Here is a 14,690-nt window from a genome sequence, read left to right as displayed (position 1 = left end):
TATTTCACATGACTCCTCAATAACACTAAAGTTTGAAACAAAAAATCTGAAACGACAATTCTAAAGATAGGAATATATTATTCATAGAATCTCGATATCGTTACAACCTATCAATATTGGCCAGAAGTTGGAATTTTGTAGAAAAGAGGGATCATAGGCTACATCAATATGGTTGGAAAGCGGCAACCATTCGGTTTCCAGCAAATGTCATAATCTATTTGGCTTGCCCCTAGGCCCGAAACTCCACCTAAACTAATCATCAGGATTGATCTAAAGCGTGTCAGACTTGCGGCTAAGCACGCCAAAGGGCAAGAACAAAACATGCTTCGATTTTCTTTTTTCTTTGTAGGCGTTGGCGTGCTTTGCGCTTTAATGATTGGCATCGCCCTCGCCCCCCTATATCAACCTACAGGGTCGAGTGTAGAGGGGCGCGCAACAAGATCAGGATGGGTGATTGAGGGAAAAGATTTATTGCATATGGTGCCCACCAGGGATTTTCCCATTGCTCTACCTCCTGGTTCGCTTGGAGAGCTTGTTGGCGTGCGGATGACAACGGATATAGAATTATTGTCAGAAACCATGTCTCAAAAAAGCGTACGTTTAAATCTTGGACGAAACTTGGCTCATCAAGTGACAACAAGGCCGATGCGTGTGATCATTCAGGTCCGCGCAACACCTATGCTTCCATCAAGCTCTATGGCGATAGGCTGGGTTGTCAATGGTCAAGTCACTTGGGTCAAGCAACCCGTAACTTCAAGCTTCACTGCTGTGCAATTCAATTTGCCTCAACCTAAGACACCGCCAACGGCCTTAGCGATCTGGCCCAGTGTGGAGGGTGACAACGGTGGTATAGAGGTCAAGTCAATCTTGGTTGCTAATTGATCCTTATGCGCTAATGGATCACCCAGCATTATCGCCTGTAAGACGAATTTAGAAAGCCGCGCCTTATGAGCCAACCTCCCGCCATTACTGCCGCCTACCGAGTTCTCGACCTGGAGATACAGGGGTTGGCATTGCTTCGCGCCGGGATCGGCACCGATTTTATTGCTGTTGTAGATCTGGTTTCAAAGATGAATGGTCGCTTGATTTGTGCTGGAGTTGGGAAGTCCGGGCATGTCGCGCGCAAGATTGCAGCCACTTTAGCCTCCACCGGCACACCTAGCCAATTTATTCACCCAACCGAAGCCAGCCATGGCGATATGGGCATGATCGGGTCAGATGATATTCTGTTGATACTGTCGAAATCGGGCGAAGCGCCAGAGCTTTCCGACATGATCGCTTATGCCAAGCGCTTTAATATCCCGCTTATCGCGATGACTGCGCAAGCTGATTCTGTCCTTGGCAAAGCGGGCGACTATTTGATGCTGTTGCCCGATGCCCCCGAAGCCTGCGGTGAAACGCGCGCGCCAACGACCTCCACCACCATGCAGATGGCCTATGGCGATGCACTCAGCGTGGCGCTTCTTGAGCAACGTGGCTTTACCGCCCAGGATTTTCGCGTCTATCACCCTGGTGGCAAACTTGGGGCAATGCTAAAATCGGTCGCCGATCTGATGCATAAGGAAGCCGATTTGCCATTGGTTGATGAAGCAACCCCTATGCTCGAAGCGCTATTGGTGATGACGGCCAAGCGCTTTGGCTGTGCTGGTGTGATTGATGCAGACCACAAATTGGTAGGGATCATCACCGATGGCGATGTGCGCCGCCGCGCAGGTACTGATTTTGCTCAATTGGTTGCCCGCGATTTGATGACAACTCATCCAATGGTCATTTGCCCCACTGCTTTGGCGGCTGAAGCCCTAGCCCAACTTAATCAATCGGGTCGGACGGTGGTTTTTGCCACTGATGACCACAAAAGACCGGTTGGAATTTTGCATCTCCATGACCTTTTACGTGCAGGCGTGATGTAGTTTTGCGGCCTATAAATTAAACAAACGCGGATCGCCACCTTGCGCCGCTAGATTGACGGTCTTTGTCCGCTCGGTAGCAAACCGGTGCAAATAATGCGGGCCACCGGCCTTTGGCCCTGTTCCTGATAGACCCTCACCACCAAACGGCTGCACGCCTACAACAGCCCCAATCATAGAACGATTAACGTAATAATTGCCTGCAGGAACGGCGGCTTGCACTTCGTCGATAAAACTATCGAGCCGGGTGTGACAGCCCAAAGTTAAGCCATAACCTTTCGACGCAAGGGCCGCACCAATATCGTTAATGGCTTCAGGGTGGTAGCGCACTATATGCAAGATCGGCCCAAAAACCTCACCTTCCAATTGATCCAAATGATCGATCTCAATCAGGCAGGGTCCAAAATAATGGCCGGTATCGGCCAAATTGCCCACATCGATCTTTTTATGAATTCGGGCATTGCGTTGCATCTTTTCTTGATGCGCCTCAAGGGCTTGCCGCGCTGGGCCATCAATGATCGGGCCAATATCGGTAGTAACAAGGGCAGGGTCGCCAATGATCAATTCATCCATCGCCCCTATCAAACAAGCGATGATGTCATCAGCCGTCTCATAGGGTAGGAAAAGGAGCCTAAGGGCAGAACAGCGCTGGCCTGCAGAGCCAAAGGCGGATACCATCACATCATCAACCACTTGTTCCTTGAGGGCGGTCGTATCCACAAACATGGCGTTCAGGCCACCTGTTTCGGCAATTAATGGCACAATAGGTCCTTGCTTTTGGGCCAATGACAGCGTAATTTGTCGCGCAACTTGCGAAGATCCGGTAAAGGCGACCCCAGCGATTAGGGGATCTGCCACCAAATGTGCCCCGATTGCGCCATCTCCCAGAACTAAATGGAGCACATCGCGGGGAACACCTGCTGCAAACAAATGCTCACACGCCAAACCAGCAATCAGGGGGGTTTGTTCAGCAGGCTTTGCGACCACGCCATTGCCTGCTGCTAAGGCGGCTGCAACTTGCCCGATGAAAATTGCAAGAGGAAAATTCCATGGGCTGATACAAGCAAAGACCCCACGCCCATGCAGACTAAGGCAATTGCTTTCACCTGCTGGACTTGGCAATTCAAGAGGAGTTTGGAACTCACCAGCGGCTTGAGCCCCATAATAGCGCAAGAAATCTACGGCTTCGCGAACCTCATCAATCCCGTCTTGCAAGGTTTTTCCCGCCTCTTGGCAGCATAGGGCAATCAGGCGGCCCATATCGGCTTCAAGGCGGTTGGCCGCATCCATCAAGATCAGGCTGCGGGCCTGACCGCCACGGGCGTCCCAGGCGCGATAGGCTTTGGCGGCGCTCGTGCACGCTTCAGTAACCTGTGAATGTGTTGATAGCGTGATTTTGCCGACGAGTTTGCCATGATCTTGGGGTGAGGTCACCATTGTATCGCCAGAGCCCAAAAGTGCTTGATTTAAAGACTTCAAGGCCGCGTTCACCATGTCCACGTCGCTTGCCGTCGAAAGGTCAAGACCGCGCGAATTAGCCCGGCTCGCGCCATAAAGTGCGGGTGGGGCTGGCAGTTTGGCATGTCGTCTCGCACCAGCCTCCAAAGACGTCATAGGATCAGCGGCAACTTTTTCCACTGGGACGTCCTCGTCCAAAAAGGCATGCACAAAACTGGTATTGGCACCATTTTCAAGCAAACGCCGGACCAGATAGGGTAGTAAGTCTTCATGCGCCCCAACCGGAGCATACACACGCACAACCACTTCGCCAAATAGGTCGCGGGCCGTGGCATAAAGCGTCTCACCCATACCGTGTAGACGCTGGAATTCATAATCACTTTGCCCTGCCGCTTGGGCCAAGGCGCGCACGGCCGCTAACGTATGGGCATTATGAGTGGCAAATTGGCCATAGACCGCATCCCCCGCCCGCAGCATAAGCTCTGCACAAGAAAGATAGGAAACGTCGGTGGCTGATTTTGTCGTAAACACCGGAAAATCAGGGCGGCCTGCCACTTGAGCGCGCTTGATTTCGGCGTCCCAATAGGCCCCTTTGACCAAACGAACCATCATTTGGCGTTGCGCGGAACGGGCAATGGATATGACGCTGGCAATCGTTTCCGTCGCGCGCTTTTGATAGGCCTGTACAGCAAGGCCAAGCCCGTTCCAGCCCGCCAATTGTGGGGCATGGGCTAATCGATCGAGTAATTCCAAAGACAATACTAAGCGATCAGCTTCTTCGGCATCCAAACAAAAGCCTATGTCATGGGATTTGGCCTTGATGGCCAAATCCAAGACAATCGGGAATAAATCACGGTGTACAGCCTGCGCCTGGCGGGCCTCGTAGCGCGGGTAAAGGGCACTTAATTTCACCGAAATGCCCGATGCTTCTTTGGGGCCAAGGCCATGCGAGGATTGGCCGACAGCTTCAATAGCCTGTGCATAGGCTAAGGCGTAACGGCGTGCATCGGCTTGGGTTCTGGCACCTTCGCCTAGCATGTCAAAGGAGAAATGACTGGCATTTTGCTTGCGTATAGCGCCTTTTCCCCGCTTGATCGCTGCTTCAATCGTGCGGCCCAGAACAAATTGCTCCCCCATAATGACCATGGCTTGGCCGACGGCCGCGCGGATTACTGGTTCACCAGCTTTGCGGGTTAGGCGGTGCATAAAGCCTGCTAAATCTTGACGCGCTTCTGGGCCAATATCGACAACTTTACCGGTCAGCATCAAACCCCACACCGACGCATTGACCAAGGCACTGTCAGACTTGCCAGCCCGCGCGCCCCAATCACCACTGGCGATCTTTTCAGCGATCAATTTGTCAGCTGTCTCTTGATCGGGCACACGCAGCAAAGCTTCCGCAAGACACATGAGCGCAAGGCCTTCGGGTGTCGTTAAGCCAAATTCATCGAGGAAAGTTTCCAGCATGCCGACGGGCTTGGCCCTCTCGCGCGCTTTTCTAACAATCATTTGGGCGTCGGTTAGCGCTTGGGTTCGAATGAAACCGCGCAATGGGCTATGTTCAAGCAGGGTTTGAACAAGCGATTCTTCATCGGCATATTTCAACCGATCAATGGAGCTGAAATCTGAAAAAGCAGGCATATGATCTCATTGCGTGGTTAGAATTGCTTGTGCGGCCTAGATTGGCCTTTTCTGGCGCGCCATTGTAGAGAGACCCTACAAAAAACAAAGGCCTCAATATGCGCATTATGCTGGTAACCGACGCGTGGGAACCACAAGTCAATGGGGTGGTGCGGACCTTGGCCCGCACCGTCAAAGAACTAAAGGAAATGGGTCATGAGGTGATGATGGTCACGCCCAATGATGGTTATAAGACCATACCTTTACCCACTTATCCAGAAATCAAAATGGCTTTGTTTGCCAAGGATGATATTGAGGAACGGTTTGAAGCTTTTGAGCCCGAAGCGGTTCATATCGCTACAGAAGGCACACTTGGCCTTGCCGCGCGGCGTATGTGTATTCAGCATCGTTTCCCGTTTTCATCCTCCTATCACACCCAATATCCTGAATATATTTCCGCGCGTTTTCCAGTCCCGGTCAGCTGGGGCTATGCCTTTGTGCGCTGGTTTCACAATATGGCAGGCCGGGTGATGGTCGCTACCCCAACCATGCGAGATTTGTTGATTTCACGCGGGTTCAAAAACCTTGCGATATGGACCCGTGGCGTTGATGTCGATCAGTTTAACCCCAAGTTACGACAAGCCGATCGCGGGCCACTGGCGGGCATTGCGGGGCCAATATTTCTATATGTCGGCCGCGTTTCGGTTGAAAAAAATGTTGAGGCTTTTTTGGCGTGCGAGCTGGAGGGAACCAAAGTCATAGTCGGCGATGGCCCAGCGCGTAAAGACCTTGAAAGCCGCTTTCCTGAGGCAAAATTCCTTGGTGCCAAATTTGGCGATGAATTGGCTGCTTGTTATGCCAATGCTGATGTCTTTGTGTTTCCTAGCTATACCGATACTTTTGGCCTGGTGATCTTAGAGGCGATGGCCACAGGAACCCCGGTTGCAGCCTTTGTGGCGCCAGGCCCAAAGGACATTATTCCAGGTTCAGGAGCCGGGGTAATTGGCGATGATTTAGAAGCCATCATCAAGGCCTGCCTCATGATCGATAGATCTAAGGTGCGCGCTTATGCCGAAACCTTCTCTTGGCGCGCTAGTGCCCTACAATTTTTACAAAACCTTGACCCCCTGCCCGTCATGGAACGCTATAAAGTATGGAACAGGGTGAAAAATGCCTTGCGTTTACGTAAAAAGCGCAAAATTGTTTGAGGAGGAGACCAATTCTTAAACAGTACCCGCAAATCGCTTTGATTAAGAAACTATGTTTCACCTGTTTTCCAGGCTAGGCCCCCACCAAAAAGGTCAGTGCCTTAGCATGCAGGGCGGGAGACCCAGCGGCGATGATGTTCCCACCTTTGGGGTGATGGCGGCCCTGCCAGTCTGTTACAACCCCACCGGCCGCCTCGATAATGGGTATCAAGGCTGCAATATCGACATCCTTGAGGCCTGGTTCAACCACAAGATCAATGTGGCCATGTGCCAATAGAGCATAGGCCATACAATCCAAGCCATAGCGGGTAAGGCGGCACGCCCCACGTAAGGCCATGAAGGCTGTTGTTTGCTGGGCTGAAAACAAAAAAGGATCGGTCGTGGCCAGGAGGGCTTCTTCCAAGTCGATATTCTTGCGGGTCACCAAGGGTTGGCGGGCGTCCCCACGTGTCCACATAGCGCGATCAGGACAAGCAGACCAGCGTTCATCGACAAAGGGTTGGTCCATAATGCCAACCAGAGGGCGGCCCTCAAACCGCGCACCGATCAATACCCCCCATGTCGTGGTGCCTGCGATAAAGGCGCGGGTACCGTCAATCGGGTCTAAGACCCAAGTCCAGCCAGAACTCCCTGCATGATCGTCAAACTCTTCTCCGACAATGCTGTCATGGGGTCTATGCGCTCTTATCATAGCGCGCATGGCCGTTTCGGCCGCTTTGTCCGCTGCGGTGACTGGATCAAAACCATAGCTGGCTTTGTTTTCAATCACCCCACCTGCCCTAAAGAAAGGTAAGATGGCTGTGCGTGCGCCATCGGCCAGCTGATGGGCGAAGTCTAAAGTCTGTGTAGGTGTAAAGACCTGCATGCTCACTTAGGCGTCAAGCGGAGAACTTTGCCTTCGGGGTCATCCGTCAACACAATCAAGGAGCCATCAGGTGCTTGGATGATATCGCGATAGCGTTCTTGCCGCTCTGTCAAAAGGGATTCCTGGCCCATAACGGTTCCAGCCTCCAGGTCAATGCGGCGGATATGCTGGCCTGCTAATGCCGTGACAAGGAGATCACCCTTCCACGCCTTAAACAAGTCGCCCGTGTAAAACACCATACTGGAGGGGGCAATTGAGGGCACCCAATAAACCAAGGGCTGCTCCATACCGGCCTTTTTGTTTTCTAAACTGATTGGCGCACCTGAATAATCCACACCATAAGTGATAACGGGCCAGCCGTAATTCTTACCTGGCTGTATGACATTAACTTCATCCCCGCCCTTAGGGCCATGCTCATTGGCATAAAGCGTGCCTGTGGCAGGATCGCGGGCTATGCCTTGTACGTTGCGATGACCGTAAGACCAGATTTCAGGCCGCGCACCAGCTTGACCCAAGAATGGATTGCCAGAAGCTGCTTTTCCAGTGTCCGTGATGCGCACAATCTTACCCAGATCACTACTCAGGTCTTGGGCTTTATGGCGGTAGGTATAACCGTCCCCCAAGGTGACGATTAGGCTTTTATCAGGCAAAAACAATAATCTACCACCAAAGTGTGCTTGCGTATCACGCTCTGGTACAGCATCAAACACCGTCTCAACTTGTGTCAAAGCTTGACCATCAAACTTGGCGCGCACCACTCTTGTATGATTGGCGTTTTTGGTGCCTTGCGCAAATGAAAGATAGATTAAGGCATTGGTTGCAAAATCGGGATGAAGGGCTATGTCAAACAAGCCACCTTGGCCATGGTTTAATACCGCTGGCACCCCATTTATCGGTGCCTCAACCAATTGACCATCGCGGATCAGGCGCAAACGGCCTTCGCGCTCTGTTACCAACAATCCCCCATCGGGCAAGAAAGCTGCCCCCCAAGGATAGGCTAAACCGCTTGCAAGTTCCGTGACTTTGATATGACTTTGAACAGCCGCAATAGGAAGACTGGCTGCAGGTGGGGAACATGCCAATAATAAGCAGGAAAAAATCGGTGCTTTCAAAAAGAATTTTTTGGTAACCATAAGCTTTTCTAGTACAAATCTCAGCTTTCGAAAATACCATTTTGCGTTTCGGTTGCTTGTGCAGCACCAAGGATTACTTAGCCCTATGAAGAAATGAAAAAACTTGTGTGGAATGAGGTGTCAGACGTTGCGCAACAGATTTAAAAGCGCCTGAGTTGGCTGATTTGACATAGAAATCGATGTCGTCGATAGTCCTTTACGAACCTTTAGAGCCTCAAGCTGCGCCGTTTCCTTGGCCAAATCTGCATCAACAATATTGCCGATGCCAGAAGTCACATTGTCCATTATTTTAGAAAAGTAAGCGGTTTGGGTCTCAACCCGCTTACTTGCAGCGGCCAGTCTTGCCATCTCGCCATTCACATAATCAAGTGTGGCGACAATCCGCTTACTCATGTCATTGGCATCACTCGCCGTGAGGATGGTGGAATCCTTACCAACATAGATCGCCGAAGGTGGGTCTGCTACAGGTCCTGGCGTATCAGGTAAACGAAAGTCAAGAACCGGTAAACCGACGGTTCTTAACCCATCCGTACTATCTAAAAAATTCAAGAACGTGCCCGCTGGGCCACCCAATATTCCAGCGCCATCAAACTGGGCGTTGGCGATCATAGTCTTAATTTGATCGCGCAATTCCACAAAGTCCCGATTAGTGATTGTCCGACTGGCTTCAGTCATCGAAGGATCTGATGCTGCGACAGCGAATTTACGCATCGACGTGAACAGATCAGAGATCGCACCAGCAGATGCTAATGCAACATCTGCAATACTACTTGCTCGATTAAGGCCTGCGATCACTGTTTCAAGACTTCCCAATTCCGCGCGCTGGTTTTGGGCAATGCCATAAGATGCCGGCTTTTCCTTGCTACCCGTCGTTTTTAATCCCGAACTAATCCGGTCTTGTACAGCTTCCATATTCCGCGCAGCATTATTGACTGATTGGACTGCCGTTAAAGCGTTAACATTGGTATTGATGGTTGGCATCACGTTGAACCTTAAACTGGAATGCGTAGTCTTGTTGGAATGCGTAGTCTTGTGTGAAGCCTTAAGTGATTTGCCTAACTAAACGTAAACAATAATCCATGACCTTCCCAAAGCGGCAAGGGACGATGGTAACACTTTCGGGCTCTGATTGAGCTAAGCTTGCTTGAACTTGCTCACATAACATACCCAAGCTTTCCACTTAGCCACAACGCAAGCGGGCCAAAGGACTAGGGTGAATGACAGACACGCTCTTGATTGGCTTCACATTGTAACCTTTTGCGTTGCGGAGTCACAAGATTGAACCGCATGACTTGATCGATGTGGGGTGAGCCACTCTTGCGTGGGTTAATGCCAAATCCACAACCCCAACCGCGATTTCGACCTATAGTACCTTAATCTTCCAGCGTGGTTTATGAGCCACAGGCCTGTTTGACATCACTTGGACTTGACGGGTCATAAAGGGTGTTTGGGAACGGCCAGTGACAGATCAAATGACCAAATAATTATCCACTTTCTGTTCCCAATGCTCATAGGCCACACCCTCCAACATAGGGATGGGATTGGACGTCTGTTGGGGAGGACTGGGCAAAGAATCATAACCCGCGTTTTAACCTCCATTGGAACTCTCTTGTGGTTTAGGCATATTTTTTTGCTGTGAAATCCGAGGTTGAACGGGCGCTTGCGAGTATGACCAAGAATTATAGGTTTCTGTTTCAGAAGCTTAATCTCTGAAAGCGGAGGCTTCACTTTGCGCTCGTTGATGCGCCTTAAATTCATCCATCGTCCTAGCACGCATATTACCTACCTCTATCTCAAGTTGTGCTTGGGCGATATTTGCATCGGCGGTCTGTGACAAAGCTAAAATGATGCCATCGGACATGGCCTACAAACCCCGTTCATGGGATTGTGCACCTTCTAGCATACGAGCCCGATTGTGCCCCCTCTACCTTTTGCACTTCTTCGGCTTTTCGAGCTAGCTGGGTGAAACGCTTCTGGACTTCTTTGCGAGCAATCGATCCACCAATAGGCGCAAGTGCTTTCCGATAATCCGTCAATCGGCTTGCATGCACGTCCAGCAAGGGGTGGGCCTAGATTAGCAATGGCATTTGGAAACGGAACAATAGCCTCCCGCGCTCCCCTCTCATTGTGGGAGGCCATATACGTGCCTTTTGGATCAATAGCGAGCGGCCGAGATAGGGTTCACCTTACCGTACCTCGCCAGAAATTGTGATCAACAAGCAATGAAAGAGTGAGGCCAGAGCTAATTGCCTTGTCATTTAAGGCCCCTTTGGCCACCAAACCACGACTTTGATCGGTGACTCTGACCAAGTTGTCGGCAAAATCGCCCTCGACGAAAGAGGCGATGACACTGTATCCTCCGGCGATGAATTGGGGTTGCCGGTGGTGTCGCACTTAATGAACCTTTCCCCTTGATCGATACGCCCGAAATATATGTGTCAGGAACGCCGCTAAAGAGTATCCATTCGCCAAGGGTCACATTTCGTTGAGGTATGAACTGGGCTAGGTACTGTGCGTATGGAGACGTTACAGACGATAGCAGCAGGATATGGGCGTCGGCTTGATGTTGTGGAGACGGATCGTCGGCGTCGCTTTTCTGACGATTTCAAGCTGTAGGTGTGGCGGAGAGTTATGCGGCTGGGGCTGTTAAGGATTGGGTACATCGCAATAGCTGAATTGAGTGTGACTTAGTTTGGTTTGCCCCAAAATAAGCCCTTCACCCTTTTGTCAGTTAGATGCGTCAACGCTTGTGGAATTGAAGCGTCACAAAAGGTTTAAGCTTTTGCGTCTACCATCATGCCGCGCATAGAGGGACGTGTTTGCGCATCGGTTAAATCGGCTAGGGTTTCGGCCATGACTTCAAGGGGCCAAATGCGTGTTATTTCACCAGTTTTGCGGTCAATAGATTTGTAGATGAAACCGGGGGCATTCTTGTTCCGCTCAATCAAGAGTGATTTATTGATTCCTAAAACTTGCTCAACCATAGCGATCCGCGCTTCATTTGACTTAGCATCAGTAGCGTCGTTAGAACTGATGGAAGCGTCATACGGACGAGCTTTGTCGAAATTAGAATTGGAAAAAAACACCTTTTGACGGGGACCATTGTTTTCAGATTGCGTTTCAACAGAATTCTGGGCAGGCTTCACCGTTACCTCCTGCCCCGGACGAATCGGAGCAACAGGCGGGACCTGCAACGGCAAGACGTTTTTTATCTCCATATTCATGTGATTTAAGGTGAATGTCGCCATTCACCTCCTCCAATTCTTGAAAACCACGCTGTACGCCGAAGCTGTACGCCGAATAAGAGGAACATACTCCTTATAGTGCCTTTTATCAAGCTAATATCAAAATCATGTTCATACCTTTCGTCATATTTTAGATAAAATTAACATGTGTCGCGATAATAAATACAGTTTTGACAATCAAAAAAGGGTCCGAACCATAGCCCGGACCCAAAGTTGTTAAATCTTGCCTTATGTTATCGGAACAAAGACAATGCTGTCTGTGACGAGCTGTTAGCAATCGACAAGGCTTGAACACCCAATTGTTGTTTAACTTGAAGCGCATTAAGCTTTGCACTTTCCTTGGCAAGATCCGCATCAACAATTGAGCCTACCCCTGAGGTTAGAGCATCCTGCAATTTTGATATGAAGTTCTTGTGTACTTCTAGACGCTTAGCCCCAGCACCCCAAGTTGCCAATTGGGTTCCTAATGCGGTGATAGAATTGTTGGTTGCGGTCAATGCAGCTGTTGATGTTGTCGTATCAGTCAGTGCGTTGGTCCCTGCTACCGATATGATAGTACCACCTAAGGCAAGACTGGCACCGGCTATGGTGATAGAATTCCCCCCTGATGCATCACCTAAGGCGATAGCATCATTAGGCGTCGCGGCGATCATATTGGCACCATCAAACGAAGCATTGGCAACAATGCTGGTGATTTGATTGCGTAATTGGGCAAAATCGGCTGCCAGTGCTGACTGTGCGGGAGCCGAATTGCCAACTTGGGTTCCAGCTAATGCTTTACCCTTCATTTCATTCAGCAATTCCATGATGCTTTCACCAGCTGCTATGCCGGTGTCCAATATAGCCGAAGCACGATCGGTTGATTCTCGGACCCGATCATAGGCCCCGATATCGGAGCGCATCTTATTGCCAATAGCCCAGATCGCCCCATTATCTTTTGCTGAGGCAACTTTCAGTCCCGTTGCCACCGCATTTTGTGTTTTATCCAATTCTGCATTGGTTTTATTGAGGGTTTGCAGGGCAATCATAGCACCCTGATTGGTGTTTATGCTGATCATTCTTGATCTCCTACTCGTACAATAATCATGCCATTTTGACATGAAAGTCATTTTGACTTGAGGAAATCATATGAGAAAAATTACTATTTTCTATTTGAAAAATATAGTCAATTTTATCGATTTCTTGTCCAATATATCCTTATAAAAAAGGGCTTGAGTTTAATACTCAAGCCCAATTTCATTATTAGGTTTTTTCCTATTTATCTAAATAAAGACATGACTGTCTTCGTAGCGCTGTTGGCAATGGACAAAGCCTGCACACCCAGTTGCTGTTTGGTTTGCAAGGCGGTCAGTTTAGCGCTTTCTTTCGCCAAATCGGCATCCACAATGGACCCCACGCCTTCGGTCAAGGCATCTTGTAATTTGGTGATGAAGGCCTTGTGAATGTCCAAGCGCTTGGCACCTGCGCCCCAAGTTGCCAATTGGGTTCCTAATGCGGTGATAGAATTGTTGGTTGCGGTCAATGCAGCTGTTGATGTTGTCGTATCAGTCAGTGCGTTGGTCCCTGCTACCGATATGATAGTACCACCTAAGGCAAGACTGGCACCGGCTATGGTGATAGTATTCCCCCCAGCTGTGTCCCCAAAGGCGACAGCGTCGCTTGGTGTTGCGGCGATCATATTGGCTCCATCAAACGAAGCATTGGCAACAATGCTGGTGATTTGATTGCGTAATTGAACAAAATCGGCTGCCAAAGCCGATTGTGCACCGGTAGAATTGCCAATTTGGGTTCCAGCTAATGCCTTACCCTTCATTTCATTCAGCAATTCCATGATGCTTTCACCAGCTGCTATGCCGGTGTCCAATATGGCCGAAGCACGATCGGTTGATTCTCGGACCCGATCATAGGCCCCGATATCGGAGCGCATCTTATTGCCAATAGCCCATAAAGCGCCATTGTCTTTTGCTGAGGCAACTTTCAGTCCCGTTGCCACCGCATTTTGTGTTTTATCCAATTCTGCATTGGTTTTATTTAGGGTTTGCAGGGCAATCATAGCACCCTGATTGGTATTTACACTGATCATACTTGATCCCTTTCACGCACATATTTGCATCCTTCAAAATGCAGCGATCATTTTGACCGCGCGTTTTTTTACCTTAAAATGTCAAATGGCGATCTAAAGAGACCAAAGCAGTTTTCTTCTAAATTAGATCAATATTTATCAATACAAAAAAACCCAGGCACGAATGCCTGGGCTGAATTTGTAAAATACTTTCTTATTATTGTTAGGCTTAGCGGAACAGAGACAATGCAGTTTGTGGTGTGCTGTTCGCAATAGACAGGGCTTGAATGCCAAGTTGCTGCTTGGTTTGCAGCGCTTGCAGTTTGGCACTCTCTTTAGAAAGATCGGCGTCGGTGATGGATCCAATGCCATTGGTCAGGGCATCCGACAGTTTGCTGATAAATGTCTTGTGAACTTCAAAACGCTTCGCGCCAGCTCCCCAAGTTGCCAATTGCGTACCGAGATTGGTTATGGAAGCATTGACCAAACCCAAAGCAGTTGTAGCATTGGCGGAAGTGTCCAGTGCCGAAGTCCCGGCTACCGTGATAATCGTACCACCCAAAGCTAAGCTGGCACCATTGACTGTAATGGAATTGCCACCATTAGCGTCGCCTAGTGAGATGGCATCATTTGGAGTTGCCGCAATCATGTTGGCACCATCAAAAACTGCGTTAGCGCCAATACTGGTGATTTGGTCACGCAATTGGGCAAAGTCTGCCGCTAAAGCAGATTGCGACGAGGCTGAAAGGCCAGTCTGACTTGCAGCAAGTGCCTTACCCTTCATTTCATTTAATAAAAGCATAATGCTTTCAGCAGCAGCCACGCCAGTGTCGAGAATGGCAGATGCCCGATCGGTAGATTCCCTTACCCGCTCATAGGCACCAACGTCTGAGCTCATCTTATTGGCAATGGTCCAGATTGCCCCGTTATCTCTGGCTGTTGCAACTTTAAGACCCGTTGATACCGCGTTTTGTGTTTTGGCGAGATCAGAATTGGTCTTGTTAAGTGTTTGAACGGCGACCATCGCGCCGGCATTTGTGTTTACGCTGAGCATGTTCTAGCCCTCATCCTTATAGCCAATTCATCTTACCTGCGATCAATCTTACCTTGGCAGCCTAAATTTGAGCGATTGGACGATATTGTTGCAGCGGCTTTAGCTTGGGAATTTCATCTTTTGACTGGCTCAGTTCTG

Annotated in this window: 12 protein-coding genes; 3 read left to right on the top strand and 9 right to left on the bottom strand. The window is 49.7% G+C overall.

Going from position 1 to position 14,690, the window contains the following annotated elements:
• Positions 1-321: 321 nt before the first annotated feature.
• Positions 322-882, top strand: coding sequence for a hypothetical protein (locus tag PsB1_RS11585; protein WP_284361765.1), 561 nt, complete (start codon positions 322-324; stop codon positions 880-882).
• Between the two features lie 65 nt (positions 883-947).
• Positions 948-1,910, top strand: coding sequence for a KpsF/GutQ family sugar-phosphate isomerase (locus PsB1_RS11580; protein WP_284361762.1), 963 nt, complete (start codon positions 948-950; stop codon positions 1,908-1,910).
• Positions 1,911-1,919: 9 nt separating this feature from the next.
• Here the strand turns inward: PsB1_RS11580 and putA are convergent, their stop codons facing one another.
• Entirely contained in the window at positions 1,920-5,006 is a 3,087-nt protein-coding gene (gene putA / locus PsB1_RS11575; protein WP_284361759.1) for a bifunctional proline dehydrogenase/L-glutamate gamma-semialdehyde dehydrogenase PutA, read from the bottom strand.
• Positions 5,007-5,104: 98 nt separating this feature from the next.
• Between putA and PsB1_RS11570 the strand changes: the two genes are divergently transcribed.
• Positions 5,105-6,193 carry a glycosyltransferase family 4 protein gene (locus PsB1_RS11570; RefSeq protein ID WP_284361757.1) on the top strand — a complete coding sequence of 363 codons (1,089 nt, stop codon included), beginning with the start codon at positions 5,105-5,107 and terminating at the stop codon, positions 6,191-6,193.
• Between the two features lie 73 nt (positions 6,194-6,266).
• Here the strand turns inward: PsB1_RS11570 and hisN are convergent, their stop codons facing one another.
• The 8 genes from hisN to PsB1_RS11530 form a co-directional block, all read right to left on the bottom strand.
• Positions 6,267-7,058, bottom strand: a complete 792-nt coding sequence (gene hisN / locus PsB1_RS11565) for a histidinol-phosphatase (RefSeq protein ID WP_284361755.1) — start codon at positions 7,056-7,058, stop codon at positions 6,267-6,269.
• A 2-nt stretch (positions 7,059-7,060) separates the two neighbouring features.
• Positions 7,061-8,191, bottom strand: coding sequence for a PQQ-dependent sugar dehydrogenase (locus PsB1_RS11560; protein WP_284361753.1), 1,131 nt, complete (start codon positions 8,189-8,191; stop codon positions 7,061-7,063).
• A 120-nt stretch (positions 8,192-8,311) separates the two neighbouring features.
• Entirely contained in the window at positions 8,312-9,172 is an 861-nt protein-coding gene (locus tag PsB1_RS11555; protein WP_284361751.1) for a flagellin, read from the bottom strand.
• A 721-nt stretch (positions 9,173-9,893) separates the two neighbouring features.
• Positions 9,894-10,052, bottom strand: coding sequence for a hypothetical protein (locus PsB1_RS11550; protein WP_284361749.1), 159 nt, complete (start codon positions 10,050-10,052; stop codon positions 9,894-9,896).
• 913 nt (positions 10,053-10,965) lie between these two features.
• Complete coding sequence (locus tag PsB1_RS11545) at positions 10,966-11,439, bottom strand: hypothetical protein (RefSeq protein WP_284361745.1); 474 nt, start codon at positions 11,437-11,439, stop codon at positions 10,966-10,968.
• Between the two features lie 230 nt (positions 11,440-11,669).
• A complete protein-coding gene (locus tag PsB1_RS11540) occupies positions 11,670-12,494 on the bottom strand; it encodes a flagellin (protein WP_284361743.1) in 825 nt (274 codons plus the stop codon).
• A gap of 200 nt (positions 12,495-12,694) precedes the next feature.
• Positions 12,695-13,519 carry a flagellin gene (locus tag PsB1_RS11535; RefSeq protein ID WP_284361741.1) on the bottom strand — a complete coding sequence of 275 codons (825 nt, stop codon included), beginning with the start codon at positions 13,517-13,519 and terminating at the stop codon, positions 12,695-12,697.
• 208 nt (positions 13,520-13,727) lie between these two features.
• A complete protein-coding gene (locus PsB1_RS11530; RefSeq protein WP_284361739.1) occupies positions 13,728-14,552 on the bottom strand; it encodes a flagellin in 825 nt (274 codons plus the stop codon).
• Positions 14,553-14,690 lie beyond the last annotated feature (138 nt).

The organism is Candidatus Phycosocius spiralis, from assembly GCF_030158815.1.
GTDB lineage: Bacteria > Pseudomonadota > Alphaproteobacteria > Caulobacterales > Aquidulcibacteraceae > Aquidulcibacter > Aquidulcibacter spiralis.
This window is presented reverse-complemented; position numbering and strand designations above follow the sequence as displayed.

Excerpts from the sequence above, each read along its gene's own strand:
- PsB1_RS11550 (WP_284361749.1), bottom strand. The coding sequence starts at position 10,052 with ATGTCCGATGGCATCATTTTAGCTTTGTCACAGACCGCCGATGCAAAT.
- PsB1_RS11560 (WP_284361753.1), bottom strand. The coding sequence starts at position 8,191 with ATGGTTACCAAAAAATTCTTTTTGAAAGCACCGATTTTTTCCTGCTTA.
- PsB1_RS11530 (WP_284361739.1), bottom strand. The coding sequence starts at position 14,552 with ATGCTCAGCGTAAACACAAATGCCGGCGCGATGGTCGCCGTTCAAACA.
- PsB1_RS11585 (WP_284361765.1), top strand. The coding sequence starts at position 322 with ATGCTTCGATTTTCTTTTTTCTTTGTAGGCGTTGGCGTGCTTTGCGCT.
- PsB1_RS11540 (WP_284361743.1), bottom strand. The coding sequence starts at position 12,494 with ATGATCAGCATAAACACCAATCAGGGTGCTATGATTGCCCTGCAAACC.
- PsB1_RS11580 (WP_284361762.1), top strand. The coding sequence starts at position 948 with ATGAGCCAACCTCCCGCCATTACTGCCGCCTACCGAGTTCTCGACCTG.
- PsB1_RS11555 (WP_284361751.1), bottom strand. The coding sequence starts at position 9,172 with ATGCCAACCATCAATACCAATGTTAACGCTTTAACGGCAGTCCAATCA.
- hisN (WP_284361755.1), bottom strand. The coding sequence starts at position 7,058 with ATGCAGGTCTTTACACCTACACAGACTTTAGACTTCGCCCATCAGCTG.
- PsB1_RS11535 (WP_284361741.1), bottom strand. The coding sequence starts at position 13,519 with ATGATCAGTGTAAATACCAATCAGGGTGCTATGATTGCCCTGCAAACC.
- PsB1_RS11570 (WP_284361757.1), top strand. The coding sequence starts at position 5,105 with ATGCGCATTATGCTGGTAACCGACGCGTGGGAACCACAAGTCAATGGG.
- putA (WP_284361759.1), bottom strand. The coding sequence starts at position 5,006 with ATGCCTGCTTTTTCAGATTTCAGCTCCATTGATCGGTTGAAATATGCC.
- PsB1_RS11545 (WP_284361745.1), bottom strand. The coding sequence starts at position 11,439 with ATGGCGACATTCACCTTAAATCACATGAATATGGAGATAAAAAACGTC.